This is a genomic window from Paraburkholderia sp. Ac-20342 (genome assembly GCF_017104985.1).
Lineage (GTDB): Bacteria > Pseudomonadota > Gammaproteobacteria > Burkholderiales > Burkholderiaceae > Paraburkholderia.
The window spans coordinates 1-21040 of the sequence record NZ_JAAGPQ010000117.1 but is presented as its reverse complement, the minus strand read 5'-3'; the positions used below and the strand labels follow the sequence as shown (position 1 = coordinate 21040).

At 65.7% G+C, this 21040-nt stretch carries 17 protein-coding genes and 1 pseudogene; 10 read left to right on the top strand and 8 right to left on the bottom strand.

What is annotated here, in order from left to right:
- The 4 genes from G3N58_RS30515 to G3N58_RS30500 all read right to left on the bottom strand — a co-directional run.
- A partial coding sequence (locus G3N58_RS30515; RefSeq protein ID WP_206001056.1) for an aminopeptidase P family N-terminal domain-containing protein occupies nucleotides 1-751 on the bottom strand: 751 nt, incomplete at its 3' end.
- A gap of 26 nt (nucleotides 752-777) precedes the next feature.
- Complete coding sequence (locus G3N58_RS30510) at nucleotides 778-1881, bottom strand: Xaa-Pro peptidase family protein (protein WP_206001055.1); 1104 nt, start codon at nucleotides 1879-1881, stop codon at nucleotides 778-780.
- Nucleotides 1878-3614 carry a hydantoinase B/oxoprolinase family protein gene (locus G3N58_RS30505; protein WP_167284191.1) on the bottom strand — a complete coding sequence of 579 codons (1737 nt, stop codon included), beginning with the start codon at nucleotides 3612-3614 and terminating at the stop codon, nucleotides 1878-1880. Before G3N58_RS30505 ends, G3N58_RS30510 begins: the two co-directional genes overlap by 4 nt.
- Entirely contained in the window at nucleotides 3611-5677 is a 2067-nt protein-coding gene (locus G3N58_RS30500; protein ID WP_206001054.1) for a hydantoinase/oxoprolinase family protein, read from the bottom strand. Before G3N58_RS30500 ends, G3N58_RS30505 begins: the two co-directional genes overlap by 4 nt.
- 78 nt (nucleotides 5678-5755) lie before the next feature.
- Between G3N58_RS30500 and G3N58_RS30495 the strand changes: the two genes are divergently transcribed.
- Nucleotides 5756-6796 (top strand): LysR family transcriptional regulator, encoded by a 1041-nt coding sequence (locus G3N58_RS30495; protein WP_167048944.1) that lies wholly within the window; start codon nucleotides 5756-5758, stop codon nucleotides 6794-6796.
- A 116-nt stretch (nucleotides 6797-6912) separates the two neighbouring features.
- On the opposite strand, the gene G3N58_RS30490 is transcribed toward G3N58_RS30495, so the two are convergent.
- From G3N58_RS30490 to G3N58_RS30480, 3 genes are all read right to left on the bottom strand, one after another.
- Complete coding sequence (locus G3N58_RS30490; protein WP_206001053.1) at nucleotides 6913-8265, bottom strand: MFS transporter; 1353 nt, start codon at nucleotides 8263-8265, stop codon at nucleotides 6913-6915.
- Between the two features lie 8 nt (nucleotides 8266-8273).
- Nucleotides 8274-9272 (bottom strand): amidohydrolase family protein, encoded by a 999-nt coding sequence (locus G3N58_RS30485; protein WP_206001052.1) that lies wholly within the window; start codon nucleotides 9270-9272, stop codon nucleotides 8274-8276.
- A gap of 65 nt (nucleotides 9273-9337) precedes the next feature.
- Nucleotides 9338-10318 carry a porin gene (locus G3N58_RS30480; RefSeq protein WP_167284189.1) on the bottom strand — a complete coding sequence of 327 codons (981 nt, stop codon included), beginning with the start codon at nucleotides 10316-10318 and terminating at the stop codon, nucleotides 9338-9340.
- 293 nt (nucleotides 10319-10611) lie between these two features.
- Here G3N58_RS30480 and G3N58_RS30475 point away from each other — a divergent pair, with 293 nt between their 5' ends.
- The 6 genes and pseudogenes from G3N58_RS30475 to G3N58_RS30455 all read left to right on the top strand — a co-directional run bounded on the left by G3N58_RS30475 (nucleotide 10612) and on the right by G3N58_RS30455 (nucleotide 16231).
- Entirely contained in the window at nucleotides 10612-10974 is a 363-nt protein-coding gene (locus tag G3N58_RS30475; protein WP_241017293.1) for a hypothetical protein, read from the top strand.
- Nucleotides 10975-11150: 176 nt separating this feature from the next.
- The gene (locus G3N58_RS30470; RefSeq protein WP_206001051.1) at nucleotides 11151-12695 is read left to right on the top strand and encodes a PAS domain-containing methyl-accepting chemotaxis protein; all 1545 of its coding nucleotides are present in this window, start codon (nucleotides 11151-11153) and stop codon (nucleotides 12693-12695) included.
- Nucleotides 12696-12814: 119 nt separating this feature from the next.
- On the top strand, nucleotides 12815-13402 hold the full coding sequence (locus G3N58_RS30465) for a thiamine phosphate synthase (protein ID WP_206001050.1): 588 nt from the start codon (nucleotides 12815-12817) through the stop codon (nucleotides 13400-13402).
- Between the two features lie 166 nt (nucleotides 13403-13568).
- Nucleotides 13569-13823: pseudogene (locus G3N58_RS34340) on the top strand (porin); the annotation flags it as partial.
- 65 nt (nucleotides 13824-13888) lie between these two features.
- Entirely contained in the window at nucleotides 13889-15208 is a 1320-nt protein-coding gene (locus tag G3N58_RS30460) for an MFS transporter (protein ID WP_205990735.1), read from the top strand.
- 63 nt (nucleotides 15209-15271) lie between these two features.
- A complete protein-coding gene (locus G3N58_RS30455) occupies nucleotides 15272-16231 on the top strand; it encodes a dihydrodipicolinate synthase family protein (protein ID WP_167048988.1) in 960 nt (319 codons plus the stop codon).
- 77 nt (nucleotides 16232-16308) lie between these two features.
- On the opposite strand, the gene G3N58_RS30450 is transcribed toward G3N58_RS30455, so the two are convergent.
- On the bottom strand, nucleotides 16309-17169 hold the full coding sequence (locus G3N58_RS30450; protein WP_167048990.1) for a prohibitin family protein: 861 nt from the start codon (nucleotides 17167-17169) through the stop codon (nucleotides 16309-16311).
- Between the two features lie 708 nt (nucleotides 17170-17877).
- Here G3N58_RS30450 and G3N58_RS30445 point away from each other — a divergent pair.
- The 3 genes from G3N58_RS30445 to G3N58_RS30435 all read left to right on the top strand — a co-directional run.
- Nucleotides 17878-18189, top strand: a complete 312-nt coding sequence (locus tag G3N58_RS30445; RefSeq protein ID WP_206001049.1) for a hypothetical protein — start codon at nucleotides 17878-17880, stop codon at nucleotides 18187-18189.
- Nucleotides 18186-19235 carry a multidrug transporter subunit MdtN gene (mdtN, locus tag G3N58_RS30440; protein ID WP_205990733.1) on the top strand — a complete coding sequence of 350 codons (1050 nt, stop codon included), beginning with the start codon at nucleotides 18186-18188 and terminating at the stop codon, nucleotides 19233-19235. Before G3N58_RS30445 ends, mdtN begins: the two co-directional genes overlap by 4 nt.
- The coding region (locus G3N58_RS30435) for an FUSC family protein (RefSeq protein ID WP_206001048.1) at nucleotides 19216-21040 on the top strand (1825 nt) is incomplete at its 3' end. The genes mdtN and G3N58_RS30435, both read left to right, overlap by 20 nt.

The window sequence follows — 21040 nt, the reverse complement described above, 5'->3', positions numbered from 1 at the left end:
CCCAGCTACCCTTGTAGGCGACCGACAGCTCCACCGCGTAGCGTTCGCCGAGCGGCGCGTCGCCCTCCATGCGCGAGAGCGTGGCGTTGCGCGTGAAATCCGGCGCGATCCGCAGCAGCACTTCTTCCGCGCCCGCGCGGCGTGCCGACGCTTCGATCGCCGCCAGCACCTCGGCGGCACGCGTCGCGCCGGCCGGGATCGCGAGCAGCGCGGCCTCGCCGATCGCCGTGGCGCGTTTCGCGAGATCGAGTTCGGCGCGATCCGCGGTCTGCCGCAATTGCGCGTAGAGCGCACTGGCGTCGACGAGACTGTCTTCACCGAATGCCTTCACGAGCGGCTCGCCCACGGACCACGGCAGCCCATCCAGACCAATCACGCCGATGCGCGCCTTGCTATCGGCACGATCTCCGAGTCCCTGCTCGCGCAGAAACTCCCCTGTCTTCTCGCCAAGACGCGGCGCCGACACGACCTCGCCCAGATGCGAAACCTCGCGAATCCACGGATGCACGCGCGGCGTCAGCGCGGCGAGCAGCGTCGGCGCGCCGTGCGGCAACACCACCGCGAGCGCCTCGCTCCAGTACGGCACGAAGTGCGTGAGCCACTGCACGGGCGCGGGCTGCGCGAACGACGTATAGGCTAGCACCGCATCCAGGCGCGCCTCGCGCATCGCCTGCTGCAACCGCGCCACGCGGGCTTCCAGTATCGCTTGCGGGACTTCCTCCCGCGACCAGCTGATCAAACCTCGACGCATAGTCAGGACTCCTTTTACGCAGGCGGTCAGGCCGGCACACTGATGAGATCGCGCGTCGTTCCCGTGAGAACGTCGCAGCCGCTCGCCGTCACGCGCACCGTATCGCCGAGCACCATATAGCCGGCCTCGGGGTGATACGTGTTGGGGTGCACGATCAGCGTCATATCGGGCTCGAGCACGAGTTCGACGTTTTCCAGCACGTGCGGCCCGTCGACGAAAAGGCCCACGCCGTGGCCGCGCACCCGCGTATACGCCGACGTCACGTAGTCCCCGAGACCGTGGCGGCGGAACACGTCGTTCTGCGCGCGCGCCACGTCGCCGTGCGTCGCGCCGGGTCGCACCGCCGCGATCCCCGCTTCGAGCGCCTCCCGGTAGACCGCATAGGCGCGCAGCTGCGTGTCGGTCGGCTCGCCGACCACGAGCGTGCGGCAGATCTGCGCGTAGTAGCCGTCGACGCACGGCGTGAGTTCGGTGGTCACGAGATCGCCCGCCGCGATGCGCCTGTCGCCGGGCGGATGCATGCCGCGCACTTCGCGACCGCCCGTGCCGAGAATCACGAAGTTCTCGGGGCATCCCTGGCTGCGGAACCACGCTTCGACTTCGGCGATCAGTTCGTATTCGCTGCAACCCACGCGCGCCGCGTCCCGGAACACCGCATAACCGGCGTCGGCCAGCGCGGTGGCGCGCGCCACTGCATCGGCTTCCGCCGCGCTCTTCCTGACCATCAGCCGGTCGAACCACGCGGTGGCCGCCGTCATGCCCGCGCCCAGCGGGCCCTGGGCAAGACGCGTGGGCGCCACGCCGGGTGCCACCAGCGCGGCCTGCGCCGCGCCGCGCGCGGCAATCCAGGCTTCGGCTTGCGCGAGCGGATCGGCCGAGCACGACACCTGCACCGCGGGCTGCTCGGCGGCGAATCGCGCAGCCTCGGCGTGACTGGCGACGAACACCCGCGCGGCGCCGTCGCGTTCGATGCAGGCGATGGCCTCGCCTTCCATCGGCGTGAGGTCGAGCGCGTAACGCAGATAGTCGCTGTGCCACGCGTCGCCCGGCACCACCAGCAGATCGAGCCCGGCGTCGGCCATCGCGCGCCGCAGACGGCCCGAACGCTCCTGATGAAGTTGCGCGCTCATGGTGTCGCCTCCTCTTCGTCGAGCCGCACGCCGTAGTCGCGCAGTGCCCCCGCCACGCTCACATAGCCCTTTTGCAGATCGTCCTCGATACGCTCGCGCGCACGCTCGCGTGCCTCGCCGTAACCGCCGCCGCCCGCGGTCCAGAACGTGATCGTGTCGCCGGCGGCCAGCGCGATATTGCTTTCCTTCGTCACCGAGCGTTCCGCGCCGTCGTGGCGCCGGATCATGGCCGCGTTGCTCGCGCCCGGATTGCCGCCCTTCGCGCCCCACGGCGGTTCGATGATGCGTTCGAGGTTGACGTTGACGGTGCTCTTTTGCAGCGCCTTGTAGCGCAGCACGACACCCAGACCGCCGCGATGCTCGCCCGCGCCGCCGCTGTCCTCGCGCAGCTGGTGGCATTCGACGAGGAACGGATAGCGGATTTCCTGCAGCTCCACCGGCGTGTTGCGCACGTCGCCCTGACAGATCGACACCGAGGCCGATGCGCCGTCTTCCTTCGCGCGCCCGCCCCAGCCGCCGCCGAAAATATTCATCAGCACGTAGCGCTCGCCGTTTTCCTCGCGCTGCCCGTAGAAGGAGCAGCCGCCCATGTCGCCCTTGTGAGCGGCCGGCACGAAGTCGGGCAGCGCTTGCGAGAGCGCGCGCAGCAGCGTGTCGATCACGGTCGGCAAGGCGATGCTCCACAGGCCGAGCGCCGCGGGCGGGCGCGCGTTGAGCATGGTGCCTTCCGGCGAAATCAGCGTGAGCGCGCGGAAGCAGCCCTCGTTGACGGGCGCGTGCGGCATCGTGATGCATTTGAACGCGACGCGCGCCGCCGACAGGCCGCCCGAGTAGCCGGAGTTGAGCGGCCCCGGCACCTGCTCGTTCATGCCGGAATAGTCGATGGTGAGATTCGAGCCGTCCACGATCACGGTGACCTTCACGCGCAGCGGCACATCGAGCCGGCGCCCGTCGCTGTCGAGCCGCGATTCGGCGGTATAGACGCCGTCGGGAATGCTCGCTACCACCGCGCGCGCCTCGGCTTCCGCCTGGTCCCACGAGGCCTCGATGCAATCGCTCACGGTCTGCACCGTGTAGCGCCCATAGAGTTCGGCAAGCCGGCGGCCGCCGAGCTGGCAGGCCGCGATCTGCGCACGCAGGTCGCCGAGCGACGCCTCGGGAAAGCGGATGTTGTCGGAAATCATCTGCCACACGCCTTCGTTGCGGCGGCCGGCCTCGTAGATCTTGATCGAGCGCATCTGGATGCCCTCGTGGAAAATCTCGTAGGTCTGCACGTTGCCGAAGCCCGTGCGCAGGCCACCCACGTCGGCCCAGTGCGCGCGGTTGGCCGCGAACGCCACCACCTTGCCTTCGAAGAAGCACGGCGTGTACACGACGACGTTGTTCAGATGCTGGCCGCACACGCCGGCGTGATTCATGATGATCACGTCGCCGGGTGCGAAGCCGTCCAGGCCGAAACGGTCGATACCGTCCTTGACGGCGATCCCGAGGTCCGCGAGAAAGATCGGCAGGCCGCCTTCGTTCTGGCAGATCATCCGGCCTTCGGTATCGATGAGCCCGCAGCAGAAGTCGCGCACCTCGTAAATCATCATGTTGTACGCGGACTTGCACAGCGCGAGCGCCATTTCCTCGGCGTAGGCGATCAGGGAATTGCCGACCACTTCCAGCGTGATCGGGTCCACGGCGGGACGACGCGCCGCGGCAACCGCTTGAGAGGTTTGCTGGGTCTTCATGGCTGATTTCCTTCGGGCAGTTTGATGGACACGACCATGTGTCCGTGTTCGGTGATGCGGGCGACGTCGCCGGGGAAGATGACGGTGGTCGAATGCGGCTCCTCGATCACGGCCGGTCCTTCCACCGTGAAGCCGGGCGCGAGCGCCGGGCGCCACAGAATGCGCGCCGTGAGCGGACGCTCGGGATCGTCGAAGATCACCTCGCGCACCTGCTCTTCGCGCGCGGCTTCGGCTTCGAACGGCGCGCTGATGAAACTGCCGATGGCGTCGCCGCGCGACACGGTCGCGGTGAGCCGCAGATTGACGACCTCGATGATCTCGCCCGCCGCCGAATGCCCATAGCGCTGATCGTGCAGTTCGTCGAAGCGCTCGCGCATCGCGGTGTTCGTATGCGACAGCGCATCGGGCCCGGCGAGCGGAACCGTGATGCTGTGCTCCTGGCCGCGATAGCGCAGGTCCACGGCAAAATCGAACCGCGCCTTGTCCGCGTCGAGCTCGTCTTCGGCAAGCTGACGCTTCGCCGCCGCCGTCAGTTCGTCGAAGGCCGCGAGCACGGCCTGCTGATCGAGCTGGCCGAGCACGCCCACGAGCGTGCGCACGAGGTCCTGGCGCCACGGCGCGAGCAGCATGCCCATCGCCGAGAAGTTGCCCGGCAGCTTCGGGATCACGAGCGTCGGAATATAGATTTCCTTGCACAGCGCGGCTGCGTGCACCGGCCCCGCACCGCCGAAGGCGATCATCGCCGTATCGCGCGGGTCGACGCCCTTGCGCACCGACACGGCGCGCACCGCGAGCGCCATCGCCGAGTCCGCGATGCGCACCACGCCCATCGCTGCCTCGTTCACGGAGAGATCGAGCCCTTCGCCGACGTATTTCGCCAGTGCGCCCTTCGCGCCTTCGACATCGAGCGCCATGCCGCCGCCGAGGAAGCGGCCCGGGTTGAGACGCCCGAGCACGACGTTGGCGTCGGTGATCGTGGGCTCGACGCCGCCGCGGCTGTAGCACACCGGGCCCGGCGCCGCGCCCGCGCTCTGCGGCCCGACGTGCAGACCGCCCGCCTTGTCGCGCCACGCGATGCTGCCGCCGCCCGTGCCCACCTCGACGATCGACACGACGGGCAACTGCATCGGCTGGCCGGTCGCATAACCGCCGATGTAGTAGCCGTCCTCGATCGCCGGAATGCCTTCGGTGATGAGCGTGGCCTTCGCGGTCGTGCCGCCCATGTCGAAGCCGATCGCCTGACGAATGCCGAGCAGCTTCGCGACGTGCCCCGCGCCGATCATGCCCGCCACCGGGCCCGACTCCATCATCGAGACCGGCTCCACGGCCGCATGCGAAAGCGACATGCTGCCGCCGTTCGAGCGCATGATCTGAATCCCGCCGCGAAAGCCGCGCTCGTCCAGATGCGACTTCAGCGTCTGCAGATAGCGCCGCACACGCGGGCCGACATAGGCGTTGAGCGCCGTGGTCGAGGTGCGTTCGTACTCGCGGAACTCGCGCAGGATTTCATGCGAGAGCGTCACGAACAGGTCCGGGTAAGCCTCGCGCAGAATGCGGCCGGCCGCCAGTTCGTGCTGCGGGTTCGCATAGGCGTGCAAGAAGCAGATCGCCACCGACTCGATGCCTTGCGCGACCAGTTCGGCACCCAGCCCGCGCACGGCATCTTCGTCGAGGCGCGTCAGCACTTCGCCCTTCGCATTCAGACGCTCGCGCACTTCGAAGCGCAGGTCGCGCGGAATCAGCGGCTGCGGACGCTGGAAATGAATGTCGAACGCGTCGGGCCGGTTGCCGCGGCCGATCTCGTAGACGTCACGGAAACCTTCGGTCGTGATCAGCGCGGTTGCCGCGCCCTTGCGTTCGAGCACCGTATTGATCGCCATGGTCGAGCCGTGCAGGAACTCGTCGAGCTCGGCCAGCTGCGTGCCGGCCAGCTCCAGCGCCGTCGCCACACCCTGCGTGGGATTGGCCGGCGTGGTCAGGGTCTTGGCCAGCAGAAGCTCCCCCGCCCGATACCCCACGAGGTCCGTGAATGTCCCGCCTATGTCCACACCAACTTGATTCATCGCATATTCCACATAGTCAGATTTGATCAGTAGTGCGATGCGCTCACGCATCGGCACCGCTCATGCAGCAGAACAGGAATGGCCAACGGTGTAGTTGTCTCCTTTTCCTTTTTGTCGTTCTGTGACCCAACCTTAAGTGACCCCGGGGCACGCAGGCAATCCGCCATCAGGCTATGGATCCATAGTAAGATAGCTATGGGTTATTCGCGGAGCGGAGAGGAACAGATGTTGCCGGTTACATTGCGTGGGCTGCAGGTCTTCGTCGCCGTTGTCGACTCGGGTGGTTTCGGCGCGGCAGCCTTAGCGCTCGACATCGCGCAGCCTTCCGTCAGCGTTCATATCCGCGAGCTGGAAGCCAAGATCGGCGGCGCCCTGTTCGAACGCCGCCCGGGCGTGAGCCCGCAACTCACGGCCGCCGGCCGGGCCTTCTACACCTACGCGCTCGAAACGCTCGAGCGCACGACGGCGATCTCCGCCAATCTCAAGAAAAGCAAACGTAAGCTGCGCTTCGCGGCACAGCGCTTCGTCGCCGATTCCGTGCTGTCGAAATCGCTGGGCGAATTTTCCACCGAGTTTCCGCAAATCGAATTAGTCGCGCTGGCCGGCACGTTCGAGGAAGTGCATTCGTTGTGTTCACGCGGCCAGGTCGACCTCGGGTTTCTGCTCAGCAACGGCGAGGTTCCCGGCTTGCCTGCCGAGCCGCTGAGCCGCTACAGGCTTGCGTTCATCGCCGCGCCGGACCATCCGCTCGCGAACGAGACCGACATCAGCATCGACACGCTGGCGCAGTACCCGTTCATCGTGGCCTACGACACTTCGTACTTCGGCCGCACGATCGCCGACATGCTGCGCGCCGCAGGTCTCGCCGAGCCGATCGTGGCCTCGCAGGCGCAGGAAATGAGCATGGTGCGCAATATGGTGATCGCGGGAATCGGCATCTCGTGTTCGCTGCGGCGCTCGGTGCAAAAGGACATTGCCGCCGGCAGCATCGTGGAACTCGACGTGGACGTCCCGCCGATGCACCTCACGCTGCACTACCTGCGCAACGCGAAGTCCGACATGCCGGAGATCGACCGGCTCGTCGAGATCGTGCGGGATGCCGAGAGAATGCGCGTTTGATGCAGCGTGGGCTGTGTCTCGCGCGCGGGTAATCACAGATAAGCGTGCAGGTAAGCGCCGATGAGTGCAGATAAGCGCGAACAAGCCCGGGACATTCGCGGCGCGAGGCCGCGGGCCTAGAAGCCGCGCAGCGAAGGCGTGGTCCGGGCGAGGTTGCGCGAGTCCGCATGCACGACGAATGCGGCGGCGGCAGCACCAAGCATCGGCAGCGCGCCGATCGCGAAGAAGCTCGCGGCGCTCGATCCCATCGTCAACGCGAAGCCGCCCAGCGTGGGCCCGATCACCGCGCCGAAACGACCCACGCCGATCGCCCAGCCGAGCCCCGTCACGCGCATCCCGGTCGGATAGCAGGTCGCCACCAGGGCATCCGAAGCGCCGACTCCACCTATCACGCAGAATCCCACCACGAATATCAGCGCGGTAAGCAACGCGACGTGCGTGCCGGCGAGCCCGAGACTCACGATGCCCGCGAACGCGATCACGAAGGTGACGACCAGCACGAGGAACGGCGCGTAACGGTCGACAAATCGGCCCAGCAGCAGATTGCCGAACGCGCCGCCGACCTGATAGCCGATCGTCACCGCCGCCGCGGTTTCGATGGACAGTCCGGAATCGTGCAGCATGATCGGCACCCAGCTCGACAGCAGATTGAGATCGAGCAGAACCATGAACGTAATGGCCCATAGCAGCAGCGTCATGCGCGTGCGGCCTTCCGTGAACAGCTCGCGCACCACGAAGCCCGCCGCCTTTTTCTCCGTCACGACATAGGCGGCCCGGCCTTCGGGATCGGCCTCGGGCGCAATGCGGCGCACGCAGCGTGCGAGACGCCGCGGATGTTTCCCCGTCGCCGCCAGAAAGCGCAAGGACTCGGGCAACAGCAGCGCCAGCACCACGGCGAGCACGAGCGGAATCACGCCGCCGATCAGGAACACGACCTGCCAGCCGTGCCGCACGATGAGATGCGCGACGGCCCAGCCGCCCAGCGCCGCGCCGATCGAGAAACCGCAGAACATGATCATCGTGGCCGTCACGCGCACGCGCGACGGCATGTACTCGCTCGTCAACGCGAGCGCATTGGGCATGCCGCCGCCCAGCCCGAAGCCGATCAGGAAACGCAGCACGGCCAGTTCGCCGACGGACGTGACCCGCATGGTGGCGAGCGAAAGCAGACCGAAGGCCACGCAACTGAACACCATCACGGGCCGCCGGCCGAACCGGTCCGCGAGCGGGCCGACGACCATCGAGCCGAGCATCAGGCCGATCTGGCCCGCCGCGAAGGCGGGTGTCATCGCGGCCCGATCGATGCCCCATGCCTTGATCAGCGCCGGCGCGACATAGCCGATCGCCATCGTGTCGAAACCGTCCACGAGCAACGCGGCCGCGCACAGCACCGCGACGAAAATCTGGAAACCGCCCAGCTTGCGCTGGTCGATCAGCGCTTCGAGATCGATAGAGTGGCGTTCGGGCATGGCGGTGCTCAGGCGGCGTCCGGCAAGCCGAACAGGCGTCGTGCGTTGCCGTAGAAAATCTTCTGCTGGTCCTCTTTCGACACGCCGACTTCCTCGAACAGCCGCACCGCGGTAGCCGGGTCCCAGCAGGGATAGTCGCTGCCGTACATCACATGCTCCGCGCCGTAAAACTCGATCGCGAAACGGATGCCCAGCTCATGCGGCGACACCGTATCGGTATACATGCGCTTGATGTAGGTGCTCGGCGGAGACGGCAGCTTCGCGGCTTTCGCGTTCTTGTCCATGCGTCCCGCCTGATATGGGAGCGCGCCGCCCGTATGCGACATGATCACCTTCAGGTCCGGATGACGCTCCATGATCCCGGAAAGCACGAGCCGGCAGGCCGACACGCTGACGTCGATGACGCGCCCAAGGCTCAGATACAGCGCGCCGTCGTAGCCGTCGAGAATGTCCGGGAAAATCGAGTCGGTCGGATGCAGGAAGAGCGGCACGCCGAGTTTCGCGACGTGCGCATAGAACGGTTCGAGCCGCGCGGCGTCGATGCGGTCGAGCGAACCGACGCTGCCGGGCAAATTGACGCCCACGAGCCCGAGCTTGCCGATGGCATGATCCACTACTTCGAGCGCCACGTCGGTATCGCGCAGCGGCACGGCGGCGGTGGCCCACAACCGGCCCGGATAGCGGCGCTGCGCGCCGGCCATTTCCTCGTTCCACATCATGGCCGCCTCGCGGCCCTCGTCCACCGGCAGATCGGAGAAATGCAGCGAGAACGGACCGATCGAGGCAATTACGTCGACCTCGTAGCCGAGCGTGTCCATATGCGCCATTTGCCGGTCGAGATCGAACCACTCCGCGCCGAGATTGAAGCGCGCCACGCTGCCTTCCTGCCGCCAATAGGTATAGCCGCCTTTGCCGTTGCTCTGAGCACGCGGAAAACCTTCACGCTTGCACAAGGCCTCGAAGATCGAGCGCGGCCACCAGTGAAAATGAGAGTCGAGAATACGCATGTTCCATGCTCCGTCTGGTCACGCCCACCATGGCCGTGACGTCGTGTAACTGTCCGCGATCCGTTTCAGAACCGCTTGCTGATACCGCACCCGACACCGAACTGGTTGCCCTGTCCGTTCGTGATCGCCGTACCGGTAAACCGGGTGTTGTCGATTTCCGCATACAGCAGCGTCTCTTTCGACAGCGAATAGGTGATGCCCGCCATCAGAAGCGTTTTCGAACCCTTCTTGCCGCGCGCATCGTAATCGGTGCGATAGATCGCATCGGTCAGGGCGAATGCCGGGGTGAACGTATAGACCGTGCCGAGCCAGAGATCGCGCGAAAGACTGTCGCCGGCGAGGCCGTCCTGCCGATCGCCAATATAGCCTCCGGTGACGCGGAACGCGCCGATACGATAGTCCGCGCCTGCCGACAACTGATTGCGATTGAGCCCGGGACCGCCGAAATCGTTCCACTCCGTGTAGGCCGCGCCGAAGCGCACGCCGCCAATGCGATAGGTGGCGCCGGCCGCCAGCGCCGTCCCGGTCTTGATGCTGCCGGCCACGCCGCCCGGCACGTATTCGGCGCGCGCGATCAGGTTGCCGAATTCGCCGGTGTACTGAATGTCGTTGTCGAAGCGATCCGACGAGGTGCCGACGATATCCTTCGACAACGGCGTGATACTCAGGTAGTGAAACGTGAACGGGTCGAACGCGGACACCGTGCGCGCGCTGACCGAGAATTGCCGCCCGAGGTTTACGCCGCCCCAGGGGCCGCTCAGGCCGACCGTCGCTTCACGGGTGAACAATGCGCCGGGCGTGCCGAGCGCACCCGTGCCGCTGTCGAATGCCGACTCCAGTTTGAAGTGAGCCTTGAGTCCGCCGCCAAGATCTTCCTCGCCGGTGACGCCAAAGCGATTCGACTCGTACAGGCCCTTGCCGCCGGTGAGAAATTGTCCATCTCCGGCGCTATCCGCATGCGTAAGGTAGCGCAGACTGCCGTCGATGGAACCGTAAAGCGTGACCGCCGATTGGGCACAGGCCACGCCAGGCGCGATTGCTAACATCGTTAGCGTCGCGACATGGGTCGAGAGGCGCACTTCGTTGTCTCCATTCGTTGTATGTAATCTCCGTATCCGTTGCATGGCACAGCGCCGCTGTCGGAGCCTTGCCTTGTCACCGGTACGGAGTCCTGCGATGACAACGCCTGGTGTCGTCTGTCGCGAGGCACTCGTGGCGTTGCTGTGAAGCTTGCTTTGAAGCAATGTAACGACCGGAGAGCGGTCAAACAATTGCCGGGTGGGCTATGACTTCATAGCACCGAGGCTATGACTGAGGCCGTGCGACGATGGCGGCCACGATGGAGGTCATCATGCGTCGAGCGATCTGCACGTTCCTCTGGCTTGCGGGCATGCTCGGCACCAGCACGGTCGCATCGGCTCAATCCATACGCGTAGAATCCGGCACCTACGGCGCAAATTGCGGTGCCCGCGAGAGCAACATCACGCGCGATCTCGCGAGGCGCTGCAATACCCTCGACACGTGCCGATACCCCATCGCCCCGCCCGCGTCCTATCGAGCCCGGCATCTTTGCCAAGCCGACCTGAGCGCCACATGGTCCTGCGGATCGGGAGAGCATCACGATGCGATCGTCCGCGCCGCTGCAAATCATGGCGGAACTCTGGTGCTGACCTGCGTGCCATCCACGGGAGCGGGCAAGTAACCGCGCACCGGCTCTTCATAAGAAAAGGGCTTTAACCGGGCTGCTTCGACACGGCCTGTTTGTTATCGCCCTAAAAGCCTAAAGGTTTGGATAACCCTACCGTTAACAAGGACAAAAGATCGGTAGCGCGCGTCGTGTTGCGTGCCGAATAAAACATTCCAGAGGGCTTTGCATTCATGCGAAATAATCAACCGGTCACGCAGCACGAATTCGAGTTTCCCGACAACGCGACGCTGATGTCGACCACGGACACGCAGAGCTACATCACCTACGCAAACGCGGCCTTTGTCGAAGTCAGCGGCTTCAGTCCCGAGGAAATCCACGGTCAGCCGCACAACATGGTGCGGCATCCGGACATGCCCAAAGAAGCCTTCGCCGATATGTGGGCCACGCTCAAAAGCGGCGAACCCTGGACCGCTTTGGTAAAGAACCGGCGCAAGAACGGCGACCATTACTGGGTCCGCGCCAACGCGACACCCGTCGTGAGAGACGGCCGGCCGGCGGGTTATATGTCCGTGCGGACCAAAGCCTCGCGCGAAGAGATTGCAGCCGCCGAAGCGCTCTATAAGGATTTCCGCGAAGGCAAGGCCGGCAAGCGCCGCTTTCACAAGGGCTTGATCGTGCGCACCGGTCTGATGGGCTGGACTTCGATCCTGCAAACGATGCCCGTGCGCTGGCGCATCCGCTCGACCCTGCTGGCGCTCGTGCCGCTGCTTATCGCCGGAGTCTGGACGCTCGGCCTGAGCGGCGTCGCGCTCGGTTCCTTTGCCGGAATCGCCGCGCTCGCCTCGGCATGGGCCTCGTGGTGCCTGGAAGCGCAGATTTCGCGGCCACTCGAACAGATGCGCAAGCAGGCGTTGCGCGTGGCCTCGGGCGAAAGCCAATCGGTCGTGCATATGAACCGCGTCGACGAAATCGGCATGACGCTGCGCACGATCGGCCAGCTCGGCCTGATGTTTCGCTGGCTGATCGACGACGTCAGCGGGCAGGTTCTCAATGTTCAGACCGCGAGCAACGAAATCGCGCAGGGCAACCATGATTTGAGCGCGCGCACCGAGCAGGCCGCCACGAACGTGCAGGAAACGGCAACCTCGATGACGCAGATGACCGCCACGGTAAAGAGCAATGCCGAAACGGCCACCCAGGCCAACCAGCTTTCGGGCTCGGCAAGCGAGGCGGCGGCGAGAGGCGGACAGGCGGTGTCGGAAGTCGTGACCACGATGAACGAGATCACCGACAGCTCGAAGAGAATCGCCGACATCATCGGCGTCATCGACGGCATCGCGTTTCAGACCAACATCCTGGCGCTCAATGCAGCGGTCGAGGCGGCGCGTGCCGGCGAGCAGGGACGCGGGTTTGCGGTGGTCGCGGCCGAGGTCCGCGCGCTCGCGCAGCGCAGTGCGAGCGCGGCCAAGGAGATCAAAAACCTGATTAGCGCGAGCGTCGAGAAAGTCGAGTCCGGCTCCCGGCTGGTCGACGACGCCGGCAAGACCATGGACGAGATCGTCGTCCAGGTGAAACGGGTCTCGGATCTGATTGCCGAGATCAGCTCCGCAACCCTTGAGCAGAGCAGCGGCATTACGCAGGTGAGTCAGGCGGTCGGCGACCTCGACCACATCACCCAGCAGAACGCCGCGCTGGTCGAGCAAAGCGCGGCAGCATCGGAAAGCCTGAAGCAGCAGACGACGCGCCTTGCCGAAGCGGTCAGCGTTTTTCGCTGACGGTGCCGGACGAGGCGTGCGGGTGATTCCTCAGGACTGTGCATGAGCTGGGATGCTGGGTGCTATTCTCCGGGTGCTATTCTCCAATAGCCACCCACTCCCTTCTCTATCGCGGCAAGATGAAAGCCTCTGTCCTTCCCGACTTTTATCAAATCACACCTGAACCGATTGACCCGCCGCATTTCGACACGTTTCTTCGGCAACTGGCCGCTACGCTCGAAGCGGGAATCCAGCTCGTTCAACTCCGGGCCAAACATCTGGAGAAGCACGATCACCTGAATCTCGCGCGACGTACACGCGATCTGTGCCGTCAGCATGGAGCCATGCTGATGCTCAATGGTCCTATCGAAATGGCGGTGGAGATCGGCTGCGATGGCGTGCATCTGAACAGCCATGCACTCATGTCGCTGAAAGAGCCTCCGGCGCATGATGCCATGCTCGTTTCGGCCGCTTGCCATAGTGCCGGGCAGCTTGCGCAGGCGAACAAGATAGGCGCGGATTTCGTCACGCTTTCGCCGGTTTTTCCGACACGCACGCACCCCGACGCCACGCCGCTCGGCTGGGAACATTTCGGCCAACTCGTTGCCGGTTCACGCGTCCCCGTGTTCGCGCTGGGCGGGATGACCCCAGCCCTGCTGGACGAAGCGAGAAAAGCGGGGGCCTGGGGAATCGCCGCCATTTCGGCGAGCTGGCGCGGTGATGCCTGATGTCGTCGGCGCGCTGAGGGTTTCGCTATTGCGTTTGCACCGGATCGGCGCGCAGTAGTCCCGACAAATGCCCGCTACGGCCATCCCTCTATAGCGCGATCGGTCATCGCCGCACGCGCCTCGACGCCCCAACCACTCATCGTCGCGCAGATAACCGAGCCAGATCGCCGCCGGCTATAGCGACACCCGCGCGCCACCATCGAACGGCATCACGAGCGCGGCCAGCGACAACCCGTTCCACCTGGCGCAGTATTACGTCCTGTCCAGGCGTACCGGCCTGTATGCTCTGGAAGCGTATCAGCACGCGGACGGCAAGACCATCATCAACGCGACGGCGGATGTCGGCGACGCCCAGAACGGCTCGCCGGCTTCGTCGCGTAGCATGGTCGCCATCGGCGTCGGCATCGTTCACCGCTTCTAATGACCTGAGCAGACCCGGCTGCGCGCCGCCGCAGCCCATCCATAAACAGAGACGGAGACAACAACATGGAACCCACCCCCGCGTCCGAGCAGGCTCCGCGCCGCGTGCGCCGCGCCCAGACCGTGGCGCTGACGCTGCTGATGGTGAGCGGCGTCGTGAACTATCTCGATCGCGGCACGCTCGCGGTCGCCAATTCGCTGATCCGCAACGACCTGGGGCTCTCGCTCGGCGAAATGGGGGTGCTGCTCTCGGCATTCGCCTGGAGCTATGCGCTCTTCCAATTGCCGATCGGCGGTCTCGTCGATCGCATCGGCCCGCGCAAGCTGCTGGGCCTCGGCCTGATCGTCTGGTCGGCGGCTCAGATCGCGGGCGGTCTCGTGTCCACGTTCGGCTGGTTCGTCGTCGCGCGCATCGTGCTCGGCATCGGCGAGTCGCCTCAGTATCCGTCGGCGGCGCGCGTCGTCAGCAACTGGTTTCCGCTGCGCGCACGCGGCAAGCCGACCGGCATCTACAACTCGGCGTCGCCGCTCGGCTCGGCGCTCGCACCGCTCTGCCTGTCGCCGCTCGTCGTGGCCTTTCACTGGCGCTCGGCGTTCATTCTCACGGGCGTGCTCGGGCTCGTGGTCGCGGTGATCTGGCTCGCGAGTTATCGCGACCCGGACCCGGCGACGCTGACGCCGGAAGAAACGCGCTACCTGAAGGGCGACGCCGTCGCGACGAAACCCGCCGAGATGCTGAGCTTCGCGGACTGGCGCGCGCTGTTCTCGAACATGACGACGTGGGGCATGCTGATCGGCTTTTTCGGCTCGGCGTATCTGAACTGGGTCTATCTGACCTGGCTGCCCGGCTATCTGACGATCGAGCGTCACATGACCATGACGCGCACCGGCATCGCGGCATCCGTGCCGTTCTTCTGCGGCTTTTTCGGCGCGATCATCGCGGGATGGTTCTCCGACCTCATCACGCGCAACAGCGCCTCGCCCGTGACGAGCCGGCGCAACGCGGTCGTCATCACGATGCTCGGCATGGTGGCGTTCACCGTGCCGGCCGCGCTCGTCGAAAGCAACACGCTCGCCATTGTCTGCATCTCGGTCGTGATCTTTTTCGCCAACGCGGCGTCCGCCTGTTCATGGTCGCTCGCGACCGCCGCCGCGCCCGCGAACCGGGTCGGCTCGCTCGGCGCGATCCAGAACTTCGGCGCGTTTCTCGGCAGTGCGCTGGCGCCTATTTTCACGGGCTATATCGCCCAAGCGTGGTCGTTCGTGCCGGCGCTGCTGACCGGCGCCGCGATCGCCTTCGTCGGCGCGATGAGCTACCTGTTCCTCGTGCGCAAACCGATCGAAAATGAAACGGCTTCGGGCGGCGCGGCACGCGCGCCCGCCTGACGAGCGGCCCGTTCAACCCGCTCCGGCAATTCGTTCAACCCTACTCGCGAGGACAACCCCGACATGTCCCTCTCTACTTCTTCGGCACGCCCGTCGCAATCGATCGAAGGTATCGTGCCCGTCATGCTGACGCCCTTCGACGACACCGGCGCCATCGACTACCCCGGGCTCGAACGGCTGATCGAGTGGTATCTCGCCCACGGCTCTGACGCGCTCTTCGCCGTGGCGCAATCGAGCGAGATGCAGTTCCTGAGTCTCGCGGAGCGCGCCGCGCTCGGCCGCTTCGTCGTCGAGCGGGTGGCGGGCCGGGTGCCGGTGGTGGTCTCGGGCCACATCAGCGACGATCCCGACGCGCAGGCCGAGGAACTCAATGCCGCCGCGGCCACCGGCGCCGACGGCATCGTGCTGGTGACGAATCACCTCGATCCGCGCCGCGAAGGCACGGAAGCGTTCTCGGCCAATCTGCGCCGGCTGATGAGCCGCCTGCCTTCCGACATTCCGCTCGGACTATACGAATGCCCGGCGCCCTACCGGCGCCTGCTCTCCGACGACGAACTCAGGCTGTGCATCGACACCGGCCGCTTCGTGATGCTAAAGGACGTGAGCTGCGATCTCGACACGGTGAAGCGCCGCGTCGCCCTGGCAAAGGGATCGCCGATGAAGATCCTGAATGCGAATGCCGCGATTGCCTGGGATGCGATGAAAGCCGGATCGGCGGGATTCAACGGTGTGTTCGCGAACTTTCACCCGGACCTCTACAACTGGCTGCGCAACCGCGCCGACGAGAACCCCGCGCTCGCCCGCGAACTCTCGGTCTTTCTCGCGCTCGCGGCGGTATCCGAGGCACTCGGCCATCCCGCGCTCTCCAAGATGTACCACCAGCGCATCGGTACGTTCCAGTCGATTCGCTGCCGCGTGATCGACTACGACGTGCGCGAGCGCTTCTGGGGGCTCGACGCGGTGCTCGACAAGATCGTCGAAGGAACCGAGCATTTCCGTTCGCGCATTGCAGCCGGCCGCTGACAGGAGGCGAAAGCATGCGTTGAAGAATGAGCTGCGCCATACGCCAGAAACTGGCGTATGGATAAAACCGCTGACGCTCAGTTCGATTGCCCGATCTTGATCATCGGAATCGAGTTGCCGAGCATGGTCGACGGATAGTGGCCGTCCCACTTTTCGATGCGCATTTTTTCGAGCAGCGACGGGTTGTCCACGAGCGACTTGCCGAGAATGTCGTTGGCCTTCGCCGTGTTCTCCGCGACCTGTAGCGCCGCTTCGCTTTCCACCACGCGCTTCTGGGCTTCCCATCGGGTCTGGGCGATTTCGTTCTCGACGCGCTGCGCGTTCTGCTGCGCCGTGATCTTGGCTTCGATCGCGTCGTTGAACTGCTTGCTGAACTGGAAATCGACGATGTTCACCGCACTGACATTCACGCCGATGTTCTGAAAACGGTTCAGCAAGGCCTCGCGCATCTCCTGGCTGACCTGGTCGCGCTTCTGGATCAGATCGGTCGCATCGTAGCGTGCCGTGACGGCTTTCGCGATGTCGTGCACGGCCGGGTCCATCACCGTGGTCCACGGATCGCTGCTATAGGTCACAAAGATCGAAGTAGCCGATGCCGGCAAGATGTTGAAGTTGATCGAAACCTTCATGTCGACCTGCTGCAGGTCTTTCGACGAACCCGCGACATCCGATGTCGCCTTGTTGACGCCGACATAGACGTTATTCATGCTCTGCGCGATCGGAATACGGAAGTGAATGCCGGGCGAGTACATGCTGCTCGACGGAGAACCGAACGTGGTCTTCACGCCGACATAGCCGGCGGGCACCGTGGCGGAAAATGAGGAGGCGGCGACAAGAACGACCAGAACACCCACGCCGATAATAATGCCGCGCATCAATCCCGGCTTTGCGGGGTTTTCGTTTTTCGGCGTGGCGCCGCTCGACTTGAAAATGTTCATGTCATTCTCCAGGTTTAAAAAAATAAGAGACGCTGAGTTCTCGCGGCTGGACTGATGCCACTCGCCGGTTTCTTTCCGGTCATCCCTGCTTCGTCGCGGATACGGACTCGGGCCGCACTGACTGCCGGCCGCCCCGAAACCCGCTTTGCTTGCGCATCCTGCCCGCGCGTTTTGCATGCCCGTTTTACCTGCGCATCCGCGTCCCGCGACATCGATCAAGGTAGGTCGTGCAGCGCTACCGCATGGAATGTAGGCGACATAGTAGGCATACCCGCACTGTTCGTCCAGACTGCGCCGCACCGGCAGGTCATACGCGAAGCCCCGCTCTCGGGCGGCGATCTGTCATGAGCGTCATGCTCGCCCGGCCTCTCGCGGCGACCGGTTCTGAAAATCGAAAAAAAACGCGCCGGCAGCAATATTTTTTTATAAATCGAATGGTCCATTCCGCCGGCTCGTTCGCCTTGGTTATCAGAAGAGTGCCAGCGTAAAGATCATGCAACCGGATACGTATCGTGCAATGGGCTTCGTCCCGTTTGCACGGTCGTATCTCGCGCATTTTCTCCGCAAGGCAGAGGCCGTATACTGGAATCCGAACCGTTAGCCGGGAAGAAGAGAGAAGCGCTCTTCCATCGGCGCTGACATCACGGCACGGCGGGCCGCACGGCGCCGCGCCCGGCACTGACTTCCACTCGTCGAGCCCGTCACATCATGAGAAGAACCTCTCCGCGCGCCCCCCTGCGAGTCAGCGCCGCCCCCACCCTCATGGCCGTCGTCGCGCCGGTGCTGCCGCTCGCCGGCTGCGCATCGCATGGCGCACCGTCCTATGCGCTATTCGGCGCCTATTTCCCGCTCTGGCTCGTGAGCGCGATCGCCGGCGTCGTCGGCGCGATCGTCGCGCATCGCGTATTCGTCGCGACGGGCTGGGCCGCCATCGTGCCGTACCAGTTCGCCGTCTGCACGGCCATCGGGCTCGTGGTGGCCGTCATCGCCTGGCTCGCCGGCACGGGGCCGTTCGCATGAAGACCGCCGGACTCCCCCGCCACGCCCTGAAAGGCCGCGTGATCGCGCTGGCGATCGTCGCGCTCGGCATCGCCGCGCTCGCCTATGCGTACTACCGCGCGACGGCCTACCCCTCCACCGACGACGCCTCGATCGACGCGGACGTGGTGCACGTCGCCTCGCCTGTCGGCGGCCGCATCGTGCAGCTCGCGGTACACGAGAACCAGCGTGTCGCCAGGGGCGACCTGCTGTATGAAATCGATCCGGTGCCGTACCAGTTGACGGTCGCACAGGCGCAAGCCGACCTCGAACTCGCGCGCGCCTCGCTCGACACGCGGCGCCGCGCGCTGATCGGCGAGCACTCGAACGCGGCGGTCGCCGTCGAACAGGTCAAGCGCGCGGAGCAGAATTACGATCTCGCGGCACGCGACGTGCAGCGGCTCGCCCCGCTCGCCGCACAGGGCTACGTCAGCGCGCAGCAGTTCGACCAGGTGAAGACCCGACAACACGACGCGGCCGTGTCGCTCGCGCAGGCGCAGGAGCAACAGCACGCCTCCGCGCAGACGATCGGCACCGACGCCGACGCGATCGCCACGCTGCATGCGCGCGAAGCCGCGCTCGCCCGCGCGCGGCACGCGCTCGACGATACCGTCGTGCGCGCGCCGCATGACGGGCTCGTGACGGGCCTGACGGTGCTGGCCGGCGAAACCGTCGCACCGAGCCAGGCGATCTTCACGCTGATCGACACGAGCGAATGGTTCGCGGTCGGCAATTTCCGCGAGACCGCGCTCGGGCAGATCGAGGTCGGCGACTGCGCCACCGTCTATTCGATGATCGACCGCAAGCGCCCGCTGACCGGCAAGGTCGTCGGCATCGGCGCGGGCGTCGCGGACAGCGATCGCATCAATCTGCCGCGCACGCTGCCGATCGTGCAGCGCTCGGTGAACTGGGTCCACGTCGCGCAGCGCTTCCCGGTGCGCGTGAAGCTCGACGAACCCGACGGCAAGCTCGTGCGCGTCGGCGCCAGCGCCATCGTCGAGGTCCGGCATGGCTCGGCCTGCCGCTGACGTCCGCGCGCCGGGTCCGCGCGAAATCCTGCGGCTGCTCGCGCCGTTTCCGGGGCGCGCGGCAATCGCCGTGCGCGTCGCACTGATCTGCGCGCTGACCCTGCTCGTGACGAGCGGCTACAGCGCGCCGAACGCCGCGAACTCCGTGTACATCGTGTTCTTCCTGAACCGGACCGACCGCGTGACGAGCGCCCTGCTCGCGGCCGCGATGCTGGTGCTGGTCACGTTCGTGATCGCGCTCGTGCTCGGCGTGGCGATCTTCAGCATCGACTATCCGGTGCTGCGCGTCGCCTGCATGGCGGTGCTGTCGGTCGGCCTGCTCTACCTGACGTCGGCGAGCAAGCTGCGGCCGGTCGGCGCGACCGTCGCGATGATTACCGGCTTCGGGCTCGACGAACTCGGCCTCGCGCCGCTCGGCGAAGCCGCGACGCGCGGCCTGCTGTATGCCTGGCTGATGGTGGCGATCCCGGTCGGCATCACGCTCGTCGTCAGCCTGCTGATCGCGCCGTCGCCGCGCCGGCTCGCGCTCGCACAACTCGCGCGGCGGCTGCGGCTCGCGGCACAGCGGCTGCGCAACGGCGATCACGCAAACGGCGAGGCGCGCGCCGGACTCGACGCATGCCTGCGCGAAGGCGACGGACAACTGCTCACATGGCTCAAGCTGTCGAAGCTCGAAGGCACCTCGTCCGCCGCCGATGTCGCCGCGCTGCGGCAGGCCGTCGCGTCGAGCACGGCGCTGCTCGTCGCGCTTGCGCTCGCCGACCGCGAACCGGATGCGCGGCTGCCCGACGCATTCGCGGCGCCGCTCGCGGCCACGCTCGACGAGATGGCCGGCATTCTCGAACAGGGCGGCTATCCGGTCGACGTGACGCTCGCGCTACCGCCCATCGAAACGCTGCCGCCGCTCGCGCGCATCGCCGCGATGGATTTGCACACGGCGATCGTGCATTTCGCGCAGCCATGCGTAACGAGCGGCGCATCGGGCGATGCGGCAACGGCCACTCCTGCCGCCACCACAACCACCGCAGCCACGCCCTCGACCGGCCCCGAACCCAAACCCGCCGCGCCACGCGGCGGCTTCTTCCTGCCCGACGCCCGCAGCAATCCCGACCATATCCGCTACGCGCTGAAAACGACGGCCGCGGCGATGTTCTGCTACCTGCTGTACTCGCAACTCGACTGGCAGGGCATTCATACCTGCGTCATCACCTGCTACATGGTGTCGCTCGGCTCGACCGCCGAAACGGTCGAAAAGCTCACGCTGCGGATCGCCGGCTGTATCGTCGGCGCGCTGATCGGCACGGCGATGATCGTGTTCGTCGTGCCGTCGCTCTCGTCGATCGGCCATCTGATGGCGCTGGTGTTCGTCGGCGCGGCGCTGTCCGCATGGGTCGCGTTCGGCTCGCCGCGCATCGCCTACGCAGGCTTCCAGGTGGCATTCGCGTTCTTCCTGTGCGTGATCCAGGGCGCCGGTCCCGGTTTCGACCTGACGCTCGCGCGCGACCGCACGATCGGCATCCTGCTCGGCAATCTCGTCGTCTATCTCGTGTTCACGCGCATCTGGCCCGTCAGCATCGGCAAGCAGATCGACGTCGCGCTTGCGGCTCTGCTCGACCAGTGGCGAGGTCTCGCGCGAATCGCGCAACCGGCCGAGCGACGCGTGCAAGCCGCCGATGCGTTGGCGCGCCGCGGCGCGATCGCGCAGCAGCTCGGCCTGATCCACTACGAACCGTCGTGGGTACGGCCGGCCGCGACGTGGCTCGCCGCGCGGCGGCGCGCGCTGGCCGCGCTCGATGCGCTCGAAA

Bases quoted from the DNA above. Each gene is read 5' to 3' on its own strand.
- G3N58_RS30510 (WP_206001055.1), bottom strand. From the start codon at position 1,881: ATGAGCGCGCAACTTCATCAGGAGCGTTCGGGCCGTCTGCGGCGCGCG.
- G3N58_RS30505 (WP_167284191.1), bottom strand. From the start codon at position 3,614: ATGAAGACCCAGCAAACCTCTCAAGCGGTTGCCGCGGCGCGTCGTCCC.
- G3N58_RS30500 (WP_206001054.1), bottom strand. From the start codon at position 5,677: ATGAATCAAGTTGGTGTGGACATAGGCGGGACATTCACGGACCTCGTG.
- G3N58_RS30495 (WP_167048944.1), top strand. From the start codon at position 5,756: ATGGCCAACGGTGTAGTTGTCTCCTTTTCCTTTTTGTCGTTCTGTGAC.
- G3N58_RS30490 (WP_206001053.1), bottom strand. From the start codon at position 8,265: ATGCCCGAACGCCACTCTATCGATCTCGAAGCGCTGATCGACCAGCGC.
- G3N58_RS30485 (WP_206001052.1), bottom strand. From the start codon at position 9,272: ATGCGTATTCTCGACTCTCATTTTCACTGGTGGCCGCGCTCGATCTTC.
- G3N58_RS30480 (WP_167284189.1), bottom strand. From the start codon at position 10,318: ATGTTAGCAATCGCGCCTGGCGTGGCCTGTGCCCAATCGGCGGTCACG.
- G3N58_RS30475 (WP_241017293.1), top strand. From the start codon at position 10,612: ATGGAGGTCATCATGCGTCGAGCGATCTGCACGTTCCTCTGGCTTGCG.
- G3N58_RS30470 (WP_206001051.1), top strand. From the start codon at position 11,151: ATGCGAAATAATCAACCGGTCACGCAGCACGAATTCGAGTTTCCCGAC.
- G3N58_RS30465 (WP_206001050.1), top strand. From the start codon at position 12,815: ATGAAAGCCTCTGTCCTTCCCGACTTTTATCAAATCACACCTGAACCG.
- G3N58_RS30460 (WP_205990735.1), top strand. From the start codon at position 13,889: ATGGAACCCACCCCCGCGTCCGAGCAGGCTCCGCGCCGCGTGCGCCGC.
- G3N58_RS30455 (WP_167048988.1), top strand. From the start codon at position 15,272: ATGTCCCTCTCTACTTCTTCGGCACGCCCGTCGCAATCGATCGAAGGT.
- G3N58_RS30450 (WP_167048990.1), bottom strand. From the start codon at position 17,169: ATGAACATTTTCAAGTCGAGCGGCGCCACGCCGAAAAACGAAAACCCC.
- G3N58_RS30445 (WP_206001049.1), top strand. From the start codon at position 17,878: ATGAGAAGAACCTCTCCGCGCGCCCCCCTGCGAGTCAGCGCCGCCCCC.
- mdtN (WP_205990733.1), top strand. From the start codon at position 18,186: ATGAAGACCGCCGGACTCCCCCGCCACGCCCTGAAAGGCCGCGTGATC.